A 17,969-nucleotide genomic window follows, 5' to 3' on the forward strand; every position below is an offset into this window, starting at 1 on the left:
AAATCCTCTAATTAAAGTTCACGAATATCGACAAAGTGACCAGCGATAGCCGCTGCAGCTGCCATTGCTGGGCTAACTAGGTGCGTACGACCATCACGGCCTTGGCGACCTTCAAAGTTACGGTTTGATGTAGAAGCACAGCGCTCTTGTGGACCTAGACGGTCATTGTTCATTGCAAGACACATAGAGCAACCCGGTAGGCGCCATTCAAAACCTGCTTCGATGAAGATCTTATCTAGGCCTTCTGCTTCAGCTTGCGCTTTTACTTGCTCAGAGCCTGGAACGATCAATGCTTGAACATGTTTCGCTACTTGGCGGCCTTTTGCTACGGCAGCAGCTGCACGCATGTCTTCGATACGCGAGTTAGTACAAGAACCTACGAAGACTTTATCGACGTTGTAATCCGATAGAGATTTACCCGCTTCAAGACCCATATAAGCCAGAGCTTTTTCTGCAGATGCCTTTTCAACAGGGTCTGCGAAGCTTTCTGGTGCAGGGATTGGTGTGTCTACTGAGATCACCTGGCCTGGGTTAGTACCCCAAGTGACTTGTGGTTTGATGTCAGCCGCTTCTAGCGTTACAACCGCATTGAACTCTGCATCAGTATCGGTTTTCAATGTGTTCCAGTATTCAATCGCGGCTTCTAAGTCTTTACCTTCAGGAGAAAACTTACGACCCTTGATGTATTCGTATGTGGTTGCATCTGGAGCGATTAAGCCCGCTTTCGCGCCTAGCTCGATCGCCATGTTACATACCGTCATACGACCTTCCATTGTAAGGTCGGTAATCGCCTCACCACAGAATTCAACCACGTAGCCAGTACCGCCAGCCGCCGTTGTTTTACCGATGATCGCCAGTACGATATCTTTTGCGGTAATACCTTCTGCTACTTGACCTTTTACTTCAATCTTCATGGTTTTAGCGCGAGCTTGTTTTAGCGTTTGCGTTGCTAAAACGTGCTCAACTTCAGAAGTACCGATACCGAATGCAAGAGAACCAAATGCACCGTGTGTAGCCGTGTGTGAGTCACCACATACGATGGTCATGCCCGGTAGCGTAATGCCTAGCTCAGGGCCCATTACGTGCACAATACCTTGGTATTTGTGGTTTAAGTCGTAAAGCGTGACACCAAACTCTTCACAGTTCTTCGATAGCGTTTCCATTTGGATACGAGCCATCTCGCCAGAAGCGTTGATGTCTTTGGTTTGTGTCGATACGTTGTGATCCATGGTCGCAAAAGTTTTGCCTACTTGGCGAACTTTACGGCCTTTTTCACGCAGACCATCAAAGGCTTGTGGCGACGTTACTTCATGGACTAAGTGGCGATCGATATAAAGAATTGGCGTTTCGCCTTTCGCTGCAACCGCAACGTGAGCGTCATAAACTTTTTCGTATAAGGTTTTTGCTTGCTGGTTTGTCGACATAGCTTTTCTTCCTTGGGAGCATCAGTCCCAGTGTTTGTTTCTAGCCAAGTCATGCTATTTAAGCTGACTTGGCTTGATATTATTCTTATGTACTTGCTTCTAATCTAAGCATCTAGCTTATGAAGCTAAGATGTACTCAGCGATCTTGTCACCCATTTCAGAGGTAGTCAGCGCTTGGTTTTTGCCTGCAAGGTCAGCAGTTAGCTCGCCTGCAGAAAGTGCTTTAGATACCGCTGTTTCGATGTCTTGCGCTGCGGCTTCTTCGCCTAGGCTGTAACGAAGCATTAGTGCTGCAGAAAGAATTTGCGCTACTGGGTTCGCGATGTTCTTACCTGCGATGTCAGGCGCACTGCCGCCCGCTGGCTCGTATAGGCCGAAGTTGCTTTCGTTCAAGCTTGCAGAAGGAAGCATGCCCATAGAGCCAGTGATCATTGCACATTCATCAGAGATGATGTCACCGAAGATGTTCGAACAAAGCATCACGTCAAATTGAGATGGATCTTTGATTAGCTGCATGGTCGCGTTATCGATGTACATGTGGCTCAGTTTCACATCTGGGTAGTCTTTCGCGACTTCTTCAACCACTTCACGCCATAGGATAGAGCTTTGTAGAACGTTCGCTTTATCGATTGAGTAAACGTTTTTGTTACGTAGACGAGCAGATTCAAACGCAATCTTTGCAATACGTTCGATTTCGTAACGGTGGTAAACCTCAGTATCAAACGCTTTTTCAGTTGCGCCTTCGCCTTCACGGCCTTTTGGTTGACCGAAGTAGATACCGCCTGTTAGTTCACGAACAACAACGATGTCGAAACCATTACCTGAAATGTCAGCACGTAAAGGAGAGAAAGACTCTAAACCCTTGTGGATTTGTGCAGGTCGTAGGTTGCAGAACAGTTGGAAATGCTTACGCAGAGGAAGTAGGGCACCACGCTCTGGTTGATCGTTTGGTGGAAGGTGTTCCCATTTAGGACCGCCAACTGAGCCAAAAAGTACCGCGTCAGATTCTTCACAGCCCGTGACTGTTGCTTCTGGAAGTGGACAGCCGTGATTATCAATTGCAATACCACCAACATCATACTCTTCGCGAGAAAAGCTAATCGCGTGCTTCTTTTCGATCGCGTCTAACACTTTATGTGCTTGTTGCATTACTTCTGGGCCAATGCCATCACCAGGTAGTACGGCAATTTTGTATGATTTATCTGTCATGTTAATCCTTTAATTCTTGTTACTGAGCGGTTTGGCTCGTTTTAAATTTTGTCCCTAAAGCCAACAACATCGGCTCTAGGGCTCTGTTATCGGGGTCTTAAACTGTCGCGAATTTTTGCTGCTTCATTTCAGCAATAGTGTCTGCGCGTTGAATGCTATTGATAACGTGTAGCAACGCTTGACCAGAAGCTTCAACGATATCCGTTGAAACGCCCGTACCGTGGTACTTACGGCCTTTATAGTTAGCAATGATGTCCGCTTGACCTAAGCCATCTTCGCCTTCACCTTTCGCAGTAAGGTCGAATTTATCCAACGCGATTTCGTAGCCTGTTAAGCGGTAAATACATTGGTATAAAGCATCAACAGGACCGTTGCCGACAGCCGCTTCGCATTTCTCTTCATCACCACATTGCAGCTTGATGCTGGTGGTAGACATAACACTACCAGATTGTACGCTTAGGTAGTTAAGTTTATAGAAGTCATCTTCGTCACGTAGATTCGCGAAGTGCATTAATGCTTCTAGGTCGTAATCGAAGACTTGTCCTTTACGGTCAGCAAGCTTCAAGAAGTCTTCGTACAATGAATCTAGGTTGTACTCATTATCTTTATAACCCATTGCGTCCATGTGGCTCTTAACTGCCGCACGGCCACTACGGCTTGTTAGATTCAATGCTTTGTTTTTCAAACCAATCGACTCAGGTGTCATGATCTCGTAAGTGTTTTTGTTCTTAAGCATGCCGTCTTGGTGGATACCTGAAGAGTGGCTAAATGCATTTGCACCAACGATGGCTTTATTGTCTTGAATTGGCATGTGGCAAAGTTGGCTCACTAGCTTACTGGTACGGTGAATCTCTTTATGATCCAAACCAGTATGAACACCTAACAACTCTTGGCGAGTTTTGATGATCATTGCGATTTCTTCTAGAGAACAGTTACCCGCACGTTCTCCAATACCATTGATTGTGCCTTCAATTTGGCGAGCGCCCGCTTGCACTGCTGCAATTGAGTTCGCAACCGACATACCTAAGTCATCGTGACAGTGAACAGAGATGATCGCTTGGTCGATGTTGGGTACGCGATCGAATAGCGTTTTGATAATGCCACCAAACTCATTCGGTACTGTATAGCCCACCGTGTCTGGAATATTGATGGTTTTAGCGCCTGCGTTAATCGCGGCTTCAACCATACGACATAGGTTATCGATAGGGGTACGACCGGCATCCTCACAAGAGAACTCCACATCGTCAGTGTAGTTACGCGCATGTTTGACGGCTTTCACTGCCATCTCGACAACATCGTCGTAGCTGCGGCGTAACTTATCTTGTACGTGTACCGTCGATGTTGAAATGAAAGTGTGAATACGGAATTGGTCAGCAACTTTAAGCGCTTCTGCTGCGGCGTCTATATCTTTTGCAACGGCACGAGAAAGCGCACAAATACGGCTGCCTTTGATGTGTTTTGCAATCGTTTGAACCGATTCAAAATCACCTGGAGAAGAGATAGGGAAGCCAGCTTCGATAACATCGACACCCAGTCTCTCAAGAGCATAAGCGATCTGTAACTTCTCTTTTACCGTAAGGCTTGCAGCCAATGCTTGCTCGCCGTCACGTAAGGTAGTATCAAAAATTATTACTTGATCGTTCATGGGTGCTTCCTTATATCGATAATGAATCGATTGCTATCCAAATTATTATTAAGAATGATGTTCTTTTAAAAGTGCCAGTTACAAAAAAACCCGCTCAGTGCGGGTTTTAATATTTGTGTAGTTCTTGACCCACAACTTACCCGCGCGATTGGTTCACGATAAGGAGAAGTTTCAGCAGTAGAGAAGAAGAAAAAATCATTACACAAATATCCGTAAATAAACTGTTAACACCATATTTACCGTAATTTATTCTGAGCGTCAAACAAGAAAATCCAATATCAGCGTACATTGGTAGTGTTTTGGTTTGGTTTGTGCTGTTTTTTATCTCATATTTGGCTAAATCGACTGATTGGTGGTTTTGTATTGGCGGGTTAGTTTATCGTTTGGCTGATGTGTAGGTTAAAACTTTGTAGTAAATCTTTTTGATGGAACGATTCACCAAAAAAATTATAAGTGTGACCCAATTAATTAATCACTTGATTAAATAGTGAGTAATTAATCTTCTACTGTTACGTCTGTTTATCTCTATAATTAATCGGATGATTAATTATAGAGATGGATTTTTGCCATGACGGCACGAAAAGCGGGGCGGCCTCAGCAGAACTTAGATGTTCGACAGTTATTGATTGAGCATGCTCGCGATCTGTTTGTTGTTCAGCCATACGACAAGGTCTCGACACGCCTGATCGCTGAGCGTGCGGGTGTGAACATTGCGATGATCCGTTATTACTTTGGCAGTAAGGCTGGGTTATTTGAGGCGATGCTACGTGAAACCCTACGACCGATGCAGCTACAAATGCAGAAGTTAGTTGAAGAGAGCAGTCATGAAAACTTTCTCGATTTAATGCGGACTTACTACAAAGAGATGGTCAAGGTGCCCAAGTTTCCTCGCTTGATTGCCCAAGTGATGAATATGCCTCCCTCGGAAGTGCAAAGAGAGTTGCTCGAAAAGGTTTTCCTCGATGTGGCGAAGCCAGCCCAAGATGTCATTTTTGAAAAGTTGGTGGCACAAGGTGTCTTGAGAAAAGAGATGGATCCCAAGCTCTGTCGCGTGTCGTATATAAGCTTGATGGTATTTCCATTCATTGCGCCGCCCCCTTTATTAGCAATCCATGGTATTGAGATTAATGAAGAATTTCTTAACCGTTTAATCGAACACAACATTCAATTGATGACAGAAGGCTTTATAAACACGCCTAGCCCTTCTTCCGTGCAGGACCAAAGATAATGAAAATAAATAAAAAACTACTCTTCTTTCCGGCACTTGCGGTTGGTGTCATTGGCCTTGTGGTTGCGATTAACTTGAAGCCGGATCTTCCAACCAAGCCTGCGGGTGATAGAGCTCGCTTAGTTGACACAGTAAGCCTAGAGCAACAACTGATAGCACCGTTAGCGGTTGGTTTTGGCAAAGTGGTGCCGAAAGTCGAATGGAAAGCGATTGCCGAGGTGACAGGACAGATCGTTTATCGTCATCCGGATCTTGAGAAAGGTCAGGTGATCCCTGCGGGAACGGTTGTGCTCAAGGTTGATCCACTGGATTACGAATTGAAGCTGATACAAGCAGAGGCCGATCTTAAATCAAGCCAAACCTCATTAGCGAAATTGAATCAAGAAGAAGACAACCTGAATCAGACTCTTAAGATCGAAAAGAATCGCTTAGTGATCAGCAACAAAGAGCTACAACGTAAACAAGATCTGCGTAAGAAAGGGCTGACTTCTCAATCGGATGTCGACCTGCAACAGCAAAGTGCACTGTCTCAACAGAAGCTAGTGTTGGATATCGCGAACCAAATCGCTTTAATGCCTGATGAAAAACGTGTTGCGGAAGCGGTGATAAAGGTCAATGTGTCTAAAGTGAAAGAGGCGCAGCGATCTCTCGATAAGACCACCATCATTTTGCCAAGAGCGATGCGAATTGCTCAGGTTTATATCGAACAAAATCAAGTGGTTAACCTTCAGCAAGAGATGTTTGTTGCTCACGGGATTAATGTCATGGAAGTGGAGGCGCAACTTTCTATTCACGATATGCAAACTTTAGCCTCGAGCTTTAATCAGTTCCCTCGCGATGCTGCAGGGATCCCTAATCCTTATGAAGCGCCAATCAAAGCGACGATTCAACTTAACAGCGGCAACCTGAACCTGAGTTGGCCTGCGAAGGTGGCAAGAATCAGTGAGACGGTTGATGAAAACCAAGCGACAGCAGGGATTATTCTCGAGATCGCTCAAGACTATTCACAACTGCAGCCAAGCAATGCGACCCCGTTGGTCAACGGCATGTTTGTAAAAGCTGAGATTGAAGGTGTCGCGAATCTAAGTTGGGTGGTTCCAGAGCGAGCCCTGCATGGTGATAAGGTTTACCTGATGGATGACAATCAGCGCTTGCAAGTGGTGAGTGTTGAAGTGCTTTATCGCAGAGATAACCAAGTGGCTGTGAGTGGCGAGCTACAAACGGGAGATAAATTGGTTCTTAATGACGTCCTGCCAGCTATCAAAGGCATGTTACTGAAAGAGTCGAACTCTGAAGAGGTTAAGCTTGAATCTGATACTCAGGAGAGTGCGTCATGATCAAGTTCTTTTCTAGGCACCCAACAGCGGCAAACTTGTTGATGCTTGGGTTATTGATCATGGGTATCAGCTCATTATCAACCATCAAGCGTGAAACCTTCCCCGCTTATGATCCGCCTTATATTATGGCTGCCATCGTTTATCCTGGTGCATCACCACAAGAAGTGGAAGAAAGCTTGTGTGTACGAATGGAAGATGCCGTCGATGGCCTAGCCAACATTGAAGAAACTCAGTGTGAGGCGATTGAAGGCAGCGCGCGTTTAATTCTGAAGCTCAATGAGAAAGCAGACATCGGTCGAATGCTGGTGGACGTGCAAACTCAGATCAACTCGATCAATGATTTTCCGAGCGAGATTGAATCTCCAGTTGTTCAAGAACTGGATTGGAATGAACCGGTTGTTGATATCGCGATTACAGCAGAAACGTCGTGGCCGGAGCTTAAGGCCTACGCTGAAGACCTCAAACGTATCATGAAGCTTGATTATGATGTTTCACTGGTCGATGTTAGCGGCTTCTCTGATCATCAATACCGTGTGGAACTGGATACCCAAGCCATTCGTCAGTTAGGTTTGAGTGTCGGTGATATTGCAGACCAGATTGGTCGTCAGAATGTAAAGCTACCGAGCGGTAATGTTGAAACGCCAGACAAAAACTTCCTGATTCGTTTTGATGAGAGACGGGTCACGCCTGTTGAGCTTGAGAGTATTGTTGTTGGATCGGCACCAAATGGTTCTGTGATCCGTTTAAGAGATATCGCGAAGATCACCGATCGTTTTGAGCTTGATGAACAGAAGGTTCTGTTTGATGGTAAGCCGTCTGCGCTATTGAAGATCAGCAAGAATAAAGAAGATGATGCGCTACGAATCAAAGAGAACGTCACCCGATTCGTTGAAGATCAAAGCGCGATTGCCCCTGATGGCGTGACATTACAAATGACCAATGATCTCTCGTCGGTGCTTTGGGATCGCTTAACCATGATGGTACGCAATGGCTGGCAAGGTATTGTGTTGGTGTTCGCAACTATGTGGCTGTTCTTCAGTTTACGCTACTCGTTCTGGGTGGCGGCAGGTCTGCCTGTAGCTTTCCTTGGTGGTTTGTTTTTGATGGCGAACCTAGGCTTGTCGATCAACATCATGTCTCTAGTCGGCTTGTTGATGGCGATTGGTATCATGATGGATGACGCCATCGTGATTGCCGAATCGATCGCCTCCCATCTGGACCGGGGGCAAAACGTTGACGATGCGGTGTACAACGGTGTTAAGAAGGTGCTCCCCGGAGTCTTGTCTTCTTTCCTAACCACGGTGTGTATTTTCGGTAGCTTGTTGTTCCTCGATGGAGAGATGGGCGCAGTGCTTAAGGCTGTTCCTCAAGTATTGATATTAGTGCTCTCGTTGAGCTTGATTGAAGCCTTCCTAATTCTACCTAATCACTTGTCTCATTCATTACACAAAGAAAAGAATGACAAGCCAGCGCTGCGCTTCAAAGTGGTGTTGCTTGAAAAATTTGAGAACTTCCGCAATACAACTTTGATGAACATGGTCGAGAAGGTCGTGACGTTCCGCTATGCCTTTATGGGCGGAGTGCTGACACTGTTGTTACTTTCTATTGCCTTGATTGCGGGTGGTGCTGTTAAGTTCCAACCCTTCCCCGAATTGGATGGAGACATCGCTGAAGCGCGTATCATTCTTCCGCCGGGTGCGTCATTGTCTCAAACCGAGAGAGTTGTCGATAAAATAGTCGCGTCTGCTGAACGTTTGAACGTGCAGTGGAGTGAAGAGGTCGAAGAGGGCAATGAGTTGGTGGAACACATCACGAGCCAATTCAATGCTAATGCTGATGCCAGTGAGTCAGGCCCACATTTAGCCACTGTGCGTTTAGACTTACGCGGTGCAGAGAGCCGTAACACGGTTATCGATGATTTCATCAATGCATGGCGCGAAGATATCGGTGAGCTGGCGGATCCTATTTCATTAGTGTTCAAGCAGCCAACTATGGGGCCGGGTGGTCGTGCTATCGAGATCCGTGCCAAGCATGATGATCTGGCTGAATTGAAGTCTGCTTCTCTGGAGATTCAGGAATACCTCAATCAGTTTGACGGGGTGCATGGTGTGCTTGATGACATGCGCATGGGTAAAGAAGAGATCTTAGTCAAGCTGCGCCCTGGAGCCGAAACCTACAATGTGAATGGGCAGATGATTGCGTCCCAATTACGTGCAGCCTTTTTTGGACAAACAGCAGACGAGATTCAAATCGGTGTTGAGAACATCTCGATTGAGGTGCGTCTTGATAAGGAACAAGCGGGCGACATACAGCAGCTGGCTAACTTCCCGATCATTACCGCCGACGGCAGTCAGATCCCGTTAGCAACGTTGGCGACATTAGATTTCCAACGTAACTACGTGCGAATTCAGCGTATTGATGGGCTGAGAACCATCAGCATCTTTGGTGATATTGATAATAAGAAGGCGAGCTCGTCGGCGATTTTGGCTCAGTTCCAAAAAGATGAAGCAGCCAAGCTCATTCAAAAATACCCAGGCTTGCGCTTTGATTTCGAAGGGGAAGCTAAAGATGCGGCTAAGACTGGAGCCTCGATGGGCAAAGGCTTTTTGCTCGGCTTATTCGGCGTGTTTGCGATTCTTAGCTATCAGTTCCGAAGCTACTTAGAGCCTGTGGTCGTGATGTTAGCCATTCCACTCGCCTTTATTGGGGTGGTCGTTGGGCACTGGATACTTGGGCACTCTTTGAGTATGCCAAGCATGATGGGCTTTGTGTCGCTTGCCGGGATTGTGGTTAATGATTCCATCTTGTTAGTCCAGTACATTCGTCACCATGTCGATGAGGGAGATAGCGTGCATGACTCGGTGGTGAAGGCCAGTCGCGAGCGTTTCCGTGCGGTATTTTTGACATCAATGACGACCGCTGCTGGTTTGCTACCGCTGCTGACGGAAACCAGCTTGCAGGCTCAGGTTATCCAACCATTGGTCATTTCGATTGTGTTTGGCATATTTGCCTCGACCTTACTGGTGTTGTTTATGATCCCTGCGGCCTACGCGATACTGGCGGACTTTGGTTTGGTGAAAAAGCATGAGCCATTAGCGCTATAACCTTTAGCGCTATTATCATTAGCGAGCACTATTATCATTATCGAACGCTATAACCATTAACACGATAGAAGTAGCGTTTGCTTGCTTATATACAGAAGTAAAAACATAGAAGAATAAAGCGGCCTTGGGTCGCTTTATTTTTATCGGCAGTTTCTAGGCCTCATCAGCTTGCTTAGCGAAAGCGGTCAATTCGCCTCAAAATTCATTTTAGTTCATTCAAAACGTCACTTAACTGTCATTTCAGGGGCATAACTTGAGCCTTAACTGAATAAGGATTGTTAAGGAGATTGTATGCGTACTATCGAACCTATTGTCCGCTGGGATGTGGCATTTTCTGTTTTTTGTTTAAAGAACCGTTATAGCGGACAACAGGCGACACTCAGTAAGGCGGTGTCTCATACTGGAGATGGACACCTTTACGTTTTGATTGCTTTGGTTGCACTACTGGCTGACAGTTACACCGGTCGAGATTTTCTCTTGGTGGGCTTAACTGCCTTTGCAATCGAGTTACCTATTTACTGGTTTGCCAAAAATACCCTCAAGCGTCGCAGACCCGCTGAATTCTCTTCATTGCTTTACTCCCATATTGTGCCATCTGATAAATACAGCCTGCCTTCTGGGCATTCCGCTGCGGCTTTTGTTATGGCGACTCTAATCGGACATTTCTATCCGAGCTTATATCTCTTTAGCCTGATTTGGGCGGCAGCGATTGCTGGCTCTCGAATCCTACTTGGTGTGCACTTTTTAACGGACGTACTGATTGGCGCAGCCTTGGGCATCGCTTGTACTAGCCTTGCTATCAGTTTCATCCTGTAATCATTTTTTTGGCAACAACCACTGCCGAGCTTAAGTGGCAAACATAAAGGAACATGCATGAAAATTTTATATGGCGTACAAGGCACAGGGAATGGGCACATCGCTCGAGCGAGAGCAATGGCTGTGGCTTTTCGTCAGCAAAATATCGATGTCGACTTTCTGTTCTCTGGGCGAGACGAGAGCAAGTACTTCTCGATGGAAGCATTTGGTAATTATCAGACCCGCAGCGGCTTAACTTTTTACAGCGAGCAGGGGCAGGTTAAATACGGCAAGACATTCATCAAGAACAACATCTGGCGATTTCTCAGTGAGATTAATCAGATCGATTTGACGCCTTATGACTTAGTGTTGAATGACTTTGAACCTGTGACTGCATGGGCAGCTAAGAGGCAAGGTGTGCCATGCATTGGCATAAGCCACCAGAATGCGTTCCGCTACGATGTACCCAAAGAAGGGGGCAACTGGATTGAACATTCGGTGATTCAACATTTCGCCCCAACTGAGCATTCGATTGGTTTGCATTGGTATCACTTTGAACAACCAATACTGCCGCCTATCGTTCACACGCTGGCTGGTGATCAACAGACCAAAACAGCACAAGACTTTACGTTGGTCTATTTGCCGTTTGAGGATCTTGAGTCGATCTCGGATCTGTTGATGAAGTTTATTTCGCACAACTTTGTCTGTTATCACCCGAATGTCATTGAGCACCGTCGAGTCGAAAATATTGAGTTCAAACCACTGAGTCATACCGGCTTCCAATTCGACCTCAATCAATGCGCTGGTGTAGTGGCTAATGGCGGTTTTGAATTGCCATCGGAAGCCCTAACCTTGGGTAAGAAATTGCTTCTCAAACCACTTGAGGGGCAGTTCGAACAACAGAGTAATGTTGCGACGCTTGAAGCGCTCGGGTTGGCTCAAAGTATGAGCTTTTTAGATGCGGCTACCTTGCGTGGTTGGCTCGGTGAAAAGCAGGCCGAAGTGGTTACTTATCCCGACGTGGCAAGTGCACTTGTTGAGTGGGTGTTAGCGGGCAATTGGTCCAACCAAGATGACTTAAGAAAGCAACTTTGGGACAAGGTAGATTTTCCTAGTTATGCATCGCTCACTTAACTCATAAGTGTTATTTCTGAATCAACTAGCCAAACAATTCATGAGTTCAATAAATTGTAACAAATGTAACCAAACGATAGAACAGCTAAATAAGTCGAAATGAAACTCATAAGTGATGCATTTTATGTTTTTTTATAACTCTATAAATAATTGATTTTTAGATGTTATTTAATCATTAAGGTAAAATAAAATTATTCTTTATCAATCTTGTTGGTAGCTCGAGATTTATTGGTTAATAGTAATGGTAATCCGAAAAACATCGGTCTGATAAATATAAGAATTAGTGGTTATCTATTCCTATACCATTACCAATTTAACGCTGTCGAACCGACAAGAGGCAACTTGAATGTTAGAGAAAAAAGACGCAATGAGTGCTATTGCAAGCTACAGAATGGAAAGCACACTTCGTGGAGTCGACTTAAATCTTTTGACTGTATTTGATGCAGTTATGCAAGAGCAAAACATTACACGTGCAGCTCATAATCTGGGTATGTCTCAGCCTGCTGTAAGTAACGCTGTTGCTCGTCTAAAAGTGATGTTTAACGACGAACTATTCATGCGTCAAGGTCGTGGTATTCAGCCGACTCAACGTGCTCGTCAGTTGTTTGGTCCAATCCGCCAAGCACTACAGCTAGTACGCAATGAACTGCCAAGTTCTGTGTTCTCTCCAGAGTCGTCTTCTCGTCTGTTCAAACTTGCGATTTGTAGCCCTTGTGACATGCGTTTTGCACCTAAGATTATGTCGACAATCAACGACCAAGCACCTAGCGTTAAACTGCACATGGATGCAGAATTCGATCGTCAACTTTCTGAGCGTATGCGCTACCAAGAAATCGACTTCGTTATTGATTACGCTCGTTTTGATGAGCAGGGCTTTTCAAGCACTGAGATCTTCCAAGACGAATTAGTTGTTGTTGCTTCTGCTTCTCACCCACGTATCAACGGTGAAGTTTCAGCGGCAGAGCTGCTTAACGAAAAGCACGCAAAATTGTCTCGCATTCACGGTCAACGTAGCTTCTCTGAGCAAGCTTACCGTGACCTAGATTGCACGCCTTTCTACGAAGGTACGAGCTTGAGTAACGTTCTTTACGTTGTTGGTCAATCTGAATTAGTGACGATTGCACCTCGTTGGATGGTAGAACATGCCGCGAACAAAGATCAGCTTCAGATTCTAGATTTCCCATTCGATAATGCGGCAATTTCAGGCTTCCTAAGCTGGCACGAATCAAGTGAAAAGGATAAAGGACACATTTGGTTACGAGATCAGTTAATGATGATCTGTGGCGAAGTAGTGGCGCTTAACTAAGCACTAATCCCTATGATTTATAAGCCCTAAGCTGGGAGTCTGGCTTAGGGCTTTTTTGTACCTGCTATTTTTGTTGATAGAAAACTTAGCGTGAGACGTACTATTACTTATAACTTTGAGCTTCATCAGTTGCCTTTTCCATGATCAGAGGTACACTTGTGCGCTCAAAAAAGCTTACAGGTGTAAGCCAAAGGTAAAGAGATGGCCAATTTAGATTTTCATATCGTAAAAAGACTTCGTGACCAAATTGCCCAAGGTGGCAACCGTACAGCTTTGAAGCATAAAGTCGACAATGTATGGCAAGGTATTAGCTGGGAACAGTTTGGACAACAGATCGATACGCTTTCGTTAGCACTGTTGGCTCACGGACTGAGAGTTCAGGATAAGATAGGCATCTTTTCGAACAATATGCCTCAGTGGACTGTGGCAGATTTTGCATCTTTACAAGCGCGTCTTGTAACGGTACCAATCTACCCAACCAACACAGCGGCGCAGTCTTCTTACATTATCCAAAATGCAGATGTGAAGATCTTATTCGTTGGCGAGCAAGCTCAATTTGATGCGGCGGTTAGCCTTTTTGAAGAGTGTGAACAGCTAGAAGTTGTTGTGGCGATGTCTGCTGATATCGACACTCAAGAACATAGTTTTGCTGTTTCATGGCAGGACTTCATGACTCGTGGTGTTGAAGCTCAACAAGCGGAACTTGACGTTCGCTTAGCTGATGCAAACATGGATGACTTACTGACCCTTATCTATACCTCTGGTACCACAGGCCAACCAAAAGGTGTGATGCTTGATTACACTAATATTGGCTATCAATTGAAAGGTCACGATGAACGTCTTAGCTTAACTAAAGATGACGTATCACTGTGTTTCTTACCTTTGTCACACGTATTTGAGCGCGCTTGGACTTTCTATGCCCTTTATAAAGGTGCAACCAACTGTTACCTGCAAGACACGATGCAAGTACGTGATGCTCTAAGCGATGTGAAACCGACAGTAATGTGTGCAGTTCCCCGTTTCTACGAGAAGATTTTCTCAGCGATTCACGAGAAGGTATCTAAAGCACCGTTTATCCGTAAAGTGCTGTTTACTTGGGCGGTAAATATGGGAGCGAAGCTTTCTGTTTGTCACCAAGAAGGTCGTACTCCATCATTCATGCTGAAGAAGAGCCATGCGCTTGCCGATAAGCTTGTGTTATCTAAACTGCGAGCTCTGTTAGGCGGAAACATTAACTTTATGCCATGTGGTGGTGCGAAGCTTGATGAAACCATTGGTCGCTTCTTCCACGCGATTGGTATCAACGTAAAACTTGGCTACGGCATGACAGAAACCACGGCAACAGTATCGTGCTGGGATGACCGCTGTTTTAACCCTGATTCGATTGGTATGTCGATGCCGGGCGCTGAAGTAAAAATTGGTGCTAAGGACGAGATTCTTGTTCGTGGTCCAATGGTGATGCGTGGCTACTACAAGATGCCCGAAGAGACCGCTAAGACATTTGACGAGCACGGTTTCCTAAAGACTGGTGATGCGGGACATTTTGATGAAAATGGTAACCTGTTCATTACTGATCGTATTAAAGAATTGATGAAGACCTCTGGCGGTAAGTACATTGCACCGCAAGTGGTTGAAGGCGCGATCGGTAAAGATCACTTTATCGAACAGATTGCCGTTATCGCTGATACGCGCAAATTCGTTTCTGCGCTGATCGTTCCTTGTTATGACTCGCTAGAAGAGTATGCCAAAGAGCTGAATATCAAGTATCACGACCGTGTTGAGCTTGTTAAACATCACCAGATTGTTGAGATGCTAGAGAAGCGCGTGAATGACTTACAGAAAGAGTTGGCTAAGTTTGAGCAAGTGAAGAAATTCAAGTTGCTGCCAAAAGCATTTTCTATGGATGATGGCGAACTGACACCTACTCAAAAATTGCGTCGTAAAGTTATCAACGATAAGTATCAAGACGAAATCGAAGAAATGTACAATGAAAAGCCTAAAGATAAGTAGTTTTCTGCTTAGATAAATTTTCAGTTGTTTAAAAATCCCCCTACGAATGTGATTGCATTTTTAGGGGGATTTTTTATGCCTGCTGACACAGCACAATGTGCGAAAGCGCACACCAATAAGGGCGTAATTAATCGATAAACCGTGATTCATTTGAATATTAAGCTCTTTTTTTTAGGTGTTAATTGGTTTTTAAATCTAACTATTGGGTTTGGTTTGGGTTTTATTTAATGCTTTCAGCTAATAGTTGGTTTTTTGACGTAATTATCGGATAACAGGTGTTAGACCAGATGATAATAAAGCGTTAAAGTTGTTTCGTATTACTGTTTGTTGTTATCACGACAGACAGCCATAGCCGAAAAAGTGGAAGTATTTCGAATTAGGCTACGAATAAGCCCTAGACTATGAAAAACCAGCCCAACATGTTCACCAAATATGGTTGGAAACTGGTGAGGAGAGCAATATGACAACAAAACCTGAAACAGCCATGTCATCCGGCGCTGAAATGTTATCCGGCGCTGAGATGGTGGTGCAGTCTCTAATTGAAGAGGGTGTAGAACAAATTTTTGGTTACCCAGGTGGTTCTGTACTTGATATCTATGATGCGCTGCATGCTAAAACTGCTGAAATTAAACACGTATTAGTACGACACGAACAAGCCGCTACCCATATGGCAGATGGCTATACTCGTTCTACCGGTAAGCCGGGCGTGGTACTTGTGTGTTCTGGTCCAGGTGCGACCAATACCGTTACTGGTATTGCCACAGCCTACATGGACTCAATTCCAATGATAGTTATTTCTGGTAACGTACCAAATAGCTTAATTGGTAATGACGCCTTCCAAGAGTGTGACATCGTGGGTGTATCCCGTCCGATCGTTAAACACAGCTTCCTCGTTAAGAAAGCGGAAGATATCCCTGAAGTCGTTAAAAAAGCATTCTATATTTCAACGACAGGACGTCCTGGTCCTGTGGTTATTGATCTGCCAAAAGACATCTTAAACCCACAAATCAAGCTTCCTTATGAATACCCAGAAACGATCAAAATGCGTTCATATAACCCAACGGTTACGGGTCATAAAGGTCAGATCAAAAAGGCGCTAAAAGCCCTTCTTGAAGCGAAGAAGCCGGTACTTTATGTCGGTGGTGGTGCGGTTATTTCTGAGGCAGATAAGCCGCTGTTAAAATTAGCAGAGGCACTGAATTTACCCGTGGTAAGCACCCTAATGGGGCTTGGCGCTTTCCCTGGTACCCATAAAAACTCTTTGGGTATGTTGGGCATGCATGGTTTGTATGAAGCCAATATGGCGATGCACAATGCGGACTTGATCTTTGGTATTGGCGTACGTTTCGATGATCGAACCACCAATAACCTAGATAAGTACTGCCCTGATGCGAAGATCATGCACATTGATATCGATCCATCTTCTATCTCTAAGAACGTTAAAGTGGATCTACCGATTGTAGGTTCTGCGGAAAAAGTACTAGAGAGCATGGTTAACCTGCTTATTGAGCAAGGTGGAACTAACGATGCTGACGCGATGGAAAGCTGGTGGAGTGAAATTAAACAGTGGCAAGAACGTGACTGCTTAGCGTATGACAAAACGTCTGGTCGTATTAAGCCACAACAAGTTATTGAAACACTTCATAAAGTAACCAATGGCGATGCCTATGTTGCTTCTGATGTAGGCCAACACCAAATGTTTGCTGCTTTGTACTACCCGTTTGACAAGCCACGCCGTTGGATTAACTCTGGTGGTCTAGGCACTATGGGCTTTGGCTTACCTGCTGGTATGGGCGTTAAGTTTGCGAAACCAGATGAAGAAGTTGTGATTGTTACTGGTGACGGCAGTATTCAAATGAATATTCAAGAGCTGTCGACTGCGCTGCAATACAATATTCCCGTTAAGATTATTAACCTTAACAACCGTTTCTTAGGCATGGTGAAACAGTGGCAAGACATTGTTTATCAAGGTCGTTACTCTAATTCATATATGGACTCTGTTCCTGATTTTGCTGCGATTGCCGAGGCTTATGGCCACGTTGGCATGCGTATTTCATCTCCGGATGAACTGGAATCAGGTTTGGAAAAAGCACTTGCGATGAAAGACCGTTTGGTATTTGTCGATATCAGTGTGGATGACACCGAGCACGTATACCCAATGCAGATCAAAGGCGAGGGTATGGATAACATGTGGCTAAGCAAAACGGAGAGAACATAATATGAGACACATCCTTTCACTATTAATGGAAAACCAACCAGGTGCACTTTCTCGAGTGGTTGGCTTGTTTTCTCAGCGTGGCTACAACATCGAGTCTTTGAATGTATCTCCTACGGATGATCCAACGCTTTCTCGTCTGAACGTCACCACTAACTCGAGCGAAATGCAGCTTGAGCAGATCCAAAAACAGCTACACAAGTTAATCGACGTACTTAAGGTACAAGAAGTGTCTGAGCTTGAGCATATCGAGCGTGAACTTTTGATGGTAAAAGTACGCGCTAGCGGCTTTGCTCGTGCTGAAGTGAAACGCACAGCGGATATCTTTCGTGGCCAAATCGTTGATGTGACGGCTTCGCAATATACGGTTCAAATGGCTGGCACTAGCGAGAAGTTGGATGCTTTCATTCAGGCATTGTCTGAAGTAACGGAAGTACTTGAAGTGGCTCGAAGTGGGGTTGTTGGCATCGCACGTGGTGAACGAGCGTTGAAAGCCTAAACAAGAAGTATTTAAAAAATAGTTTAAAAGCCGCTTTTTTAAGCGGCTTTTATTTTGTTAATT

Annotated in this window: 12 protein-coding genes; 9 read left to right on the forward strand and 3 right to left on the reverse strand. The window is 44.9% G+C overall.

Annotated elements, in window-relative coordinates; translation table 11 throughout:
* Positions 1-11: 11 nt before the first annotated feature.
* The 3 genes from leuC to leuA form a co-directional block, all read right to left on the reverse strand.
* Positions 12-1,424 carry a 3-isopropylmalate dehydratase large subunit gene (leuC, locus tag AC3CIA_RS01890; protein WP_488518442.1) on the reverse strand — a complete coding sequence of 471 codons (1,413 nt, stop codon included), beginning with the start codon at positions 1,422-1,424 and terminating at the stop codon, positions 12-14.
* A gap of 117 nt (positions 1,425-1,541) precedes the next feature.
* A complete protein-coding gene (gene leuB, locus AC3CIA_RS01895; protein WP_102298541.1) occupies positions 1,542-2,633 on the reverse strand; it encodes a 3-isopropylmalate dehydrogenase in 1,092 nt (363 codons plus the stop codon).
* A 97-nt stretch (positions 2,634-2,730) separates the two neighbouring features.
* Positions 2,731-4,278, reverse strand: a complete 1,548-nt coding sequence (gene leuA / locus AC3CIA_RS01900) for a 2-isopropylmalate synthase (RefSeq protein ID WP_065207191.1) — start codon at positions 4,276-4,278, stop codon at positions 2,731-2,733.
* Between the two features lie 568 nt (positions 4,279-4,846).
* On the opposite strand from leuA, the gene AC3CIA_RS01905 reads away from it, so the two are divergent.
* The 9 genes from AC3CIA_RS01905 to ilvN all read left to right on the forward strand — a co-directional run bounded on the left by AC3CIA_RS01905 (position 4,847) and on the right by ilvN (position 17,906).
* A complete protein-coding gene (locus AC3CIA_RS01905) occupies positions 4,847-5,506 on the forward strand; it encodes a TetR/AcrR family transcriptional regulator (RefSeq protein ID WP_065207192.1) in 660 nt (219 codons plus the stop codon).
* The gene (locus AC3CIA_RS01910) at positions 5,506-6,843 is read left to right on the forward strand and encodes an efflux RND transporter periplasmic adaptor subunit (RefSeq protein WP_488518443.1); all 1,338 of its coding nucleotides are present in this window, start codon (positions 5,506-5,508) and stop codon (positions 6,841-6,843) included. The genes AC3CIA_RS01905 and AC3CIA_RS01910 overlap by 1 nt, the downstream gene beginning before the upstream one ends.
* On the forward strand, positions 6,840-9,947 hold the full coding sequence (locus tag AC3CIA_RS01915) for an efflux RND transporter permease subunit (RefSeq protein ID WP_146457959.1): 3,108 nt from the start codon (positions 6,840-6,842) through the stop codon (positions 9,945-9,947). The genes AC3CIA_RS01910 and AC3CIA_RS01915 overlap by 4 nt, the downstream gene beginning before the upstream one ends.
* A 291-nt stretch (positions 9,948-10,238) precedes the next feature.
* On the forward strand, positions 10,239-10,763 hold the full coding sequence (locus AC3CIA_RS01920; protein ID WP_102568778.1) for a phosphatase PAP2 family protein: 525 nt from the start codon (positions 10,239-10,241) through the stop codon (positions 10,761-10,763).
* Positions 10,764-10,820: 57 nt separating this feature from the next.
* Entirely contained in the window at positions 10,821-11,876 is a 1,056-nt protein-coding gene (locus AC3CIA_RS01925) for an MJ1255/VC2487 family glycosyltransferase (RefSeq protein ID WP_171308575.1), read from the forward strand.
* Positions 11,877-12,222: 346 nt separating this feature from the next.
* A complete protein-coding gene (leuO, locus tag AC3CIA_RS01930; RefSeq protein WP_004735878.1) occupies positions 12,223-13,182 on the forward strand; it encodes a transcriptional regulator LeuO in 960 nt (319 codons plus the stop codon).
* 201 nt (positions 13,183-13,383) lie between these two features.
* Positions 13,384-15,192 (forward strand): AMP-dependent synthetase/ligase, encoded by a 1,809-nt coding sequence (locus AC3CIA_RS01935; protein ID WP_114632955.1) that lies wholly within the window; start codon positions 13,384-13,386, stop codon positions 15,190-15,192.
* A 460-nt stretch (positions 15,193-15,652) separates the two neighbouring features.
* Positions 15,653-17,410 carry an acetolactate synthase 3 large subunit gene (locus tag AC3CIA_RS01940; protein WP_004735876.1) on the forward strand — a complete coding sequence of 586 codons (1,758 nt, stop codon included), beginning with the start codon at positions 15,653-15,655 and terminating at the stop codon, positions 17,408-17,410.
* A 1-nt stretch (position 17,411) separates the two neighbouring features.
* Positions 17,412-17,906: an acetolactate synthase small subunit gene (gene ilvN, locus AC3CIA_RS01945; RefSeq protein WP_004735875.1), complete on the forward strand. Its 495-nt coding sequence runs from the start codon at positions 17,412-17,414 to the stop codon at positions 17,904-17,906.
* Positions 17,907-17,969: the final 63 nt, after the last annotated feature.

Source organism: Vibrio sp. QJM3NY_27, from assembly GCF_057785955.1.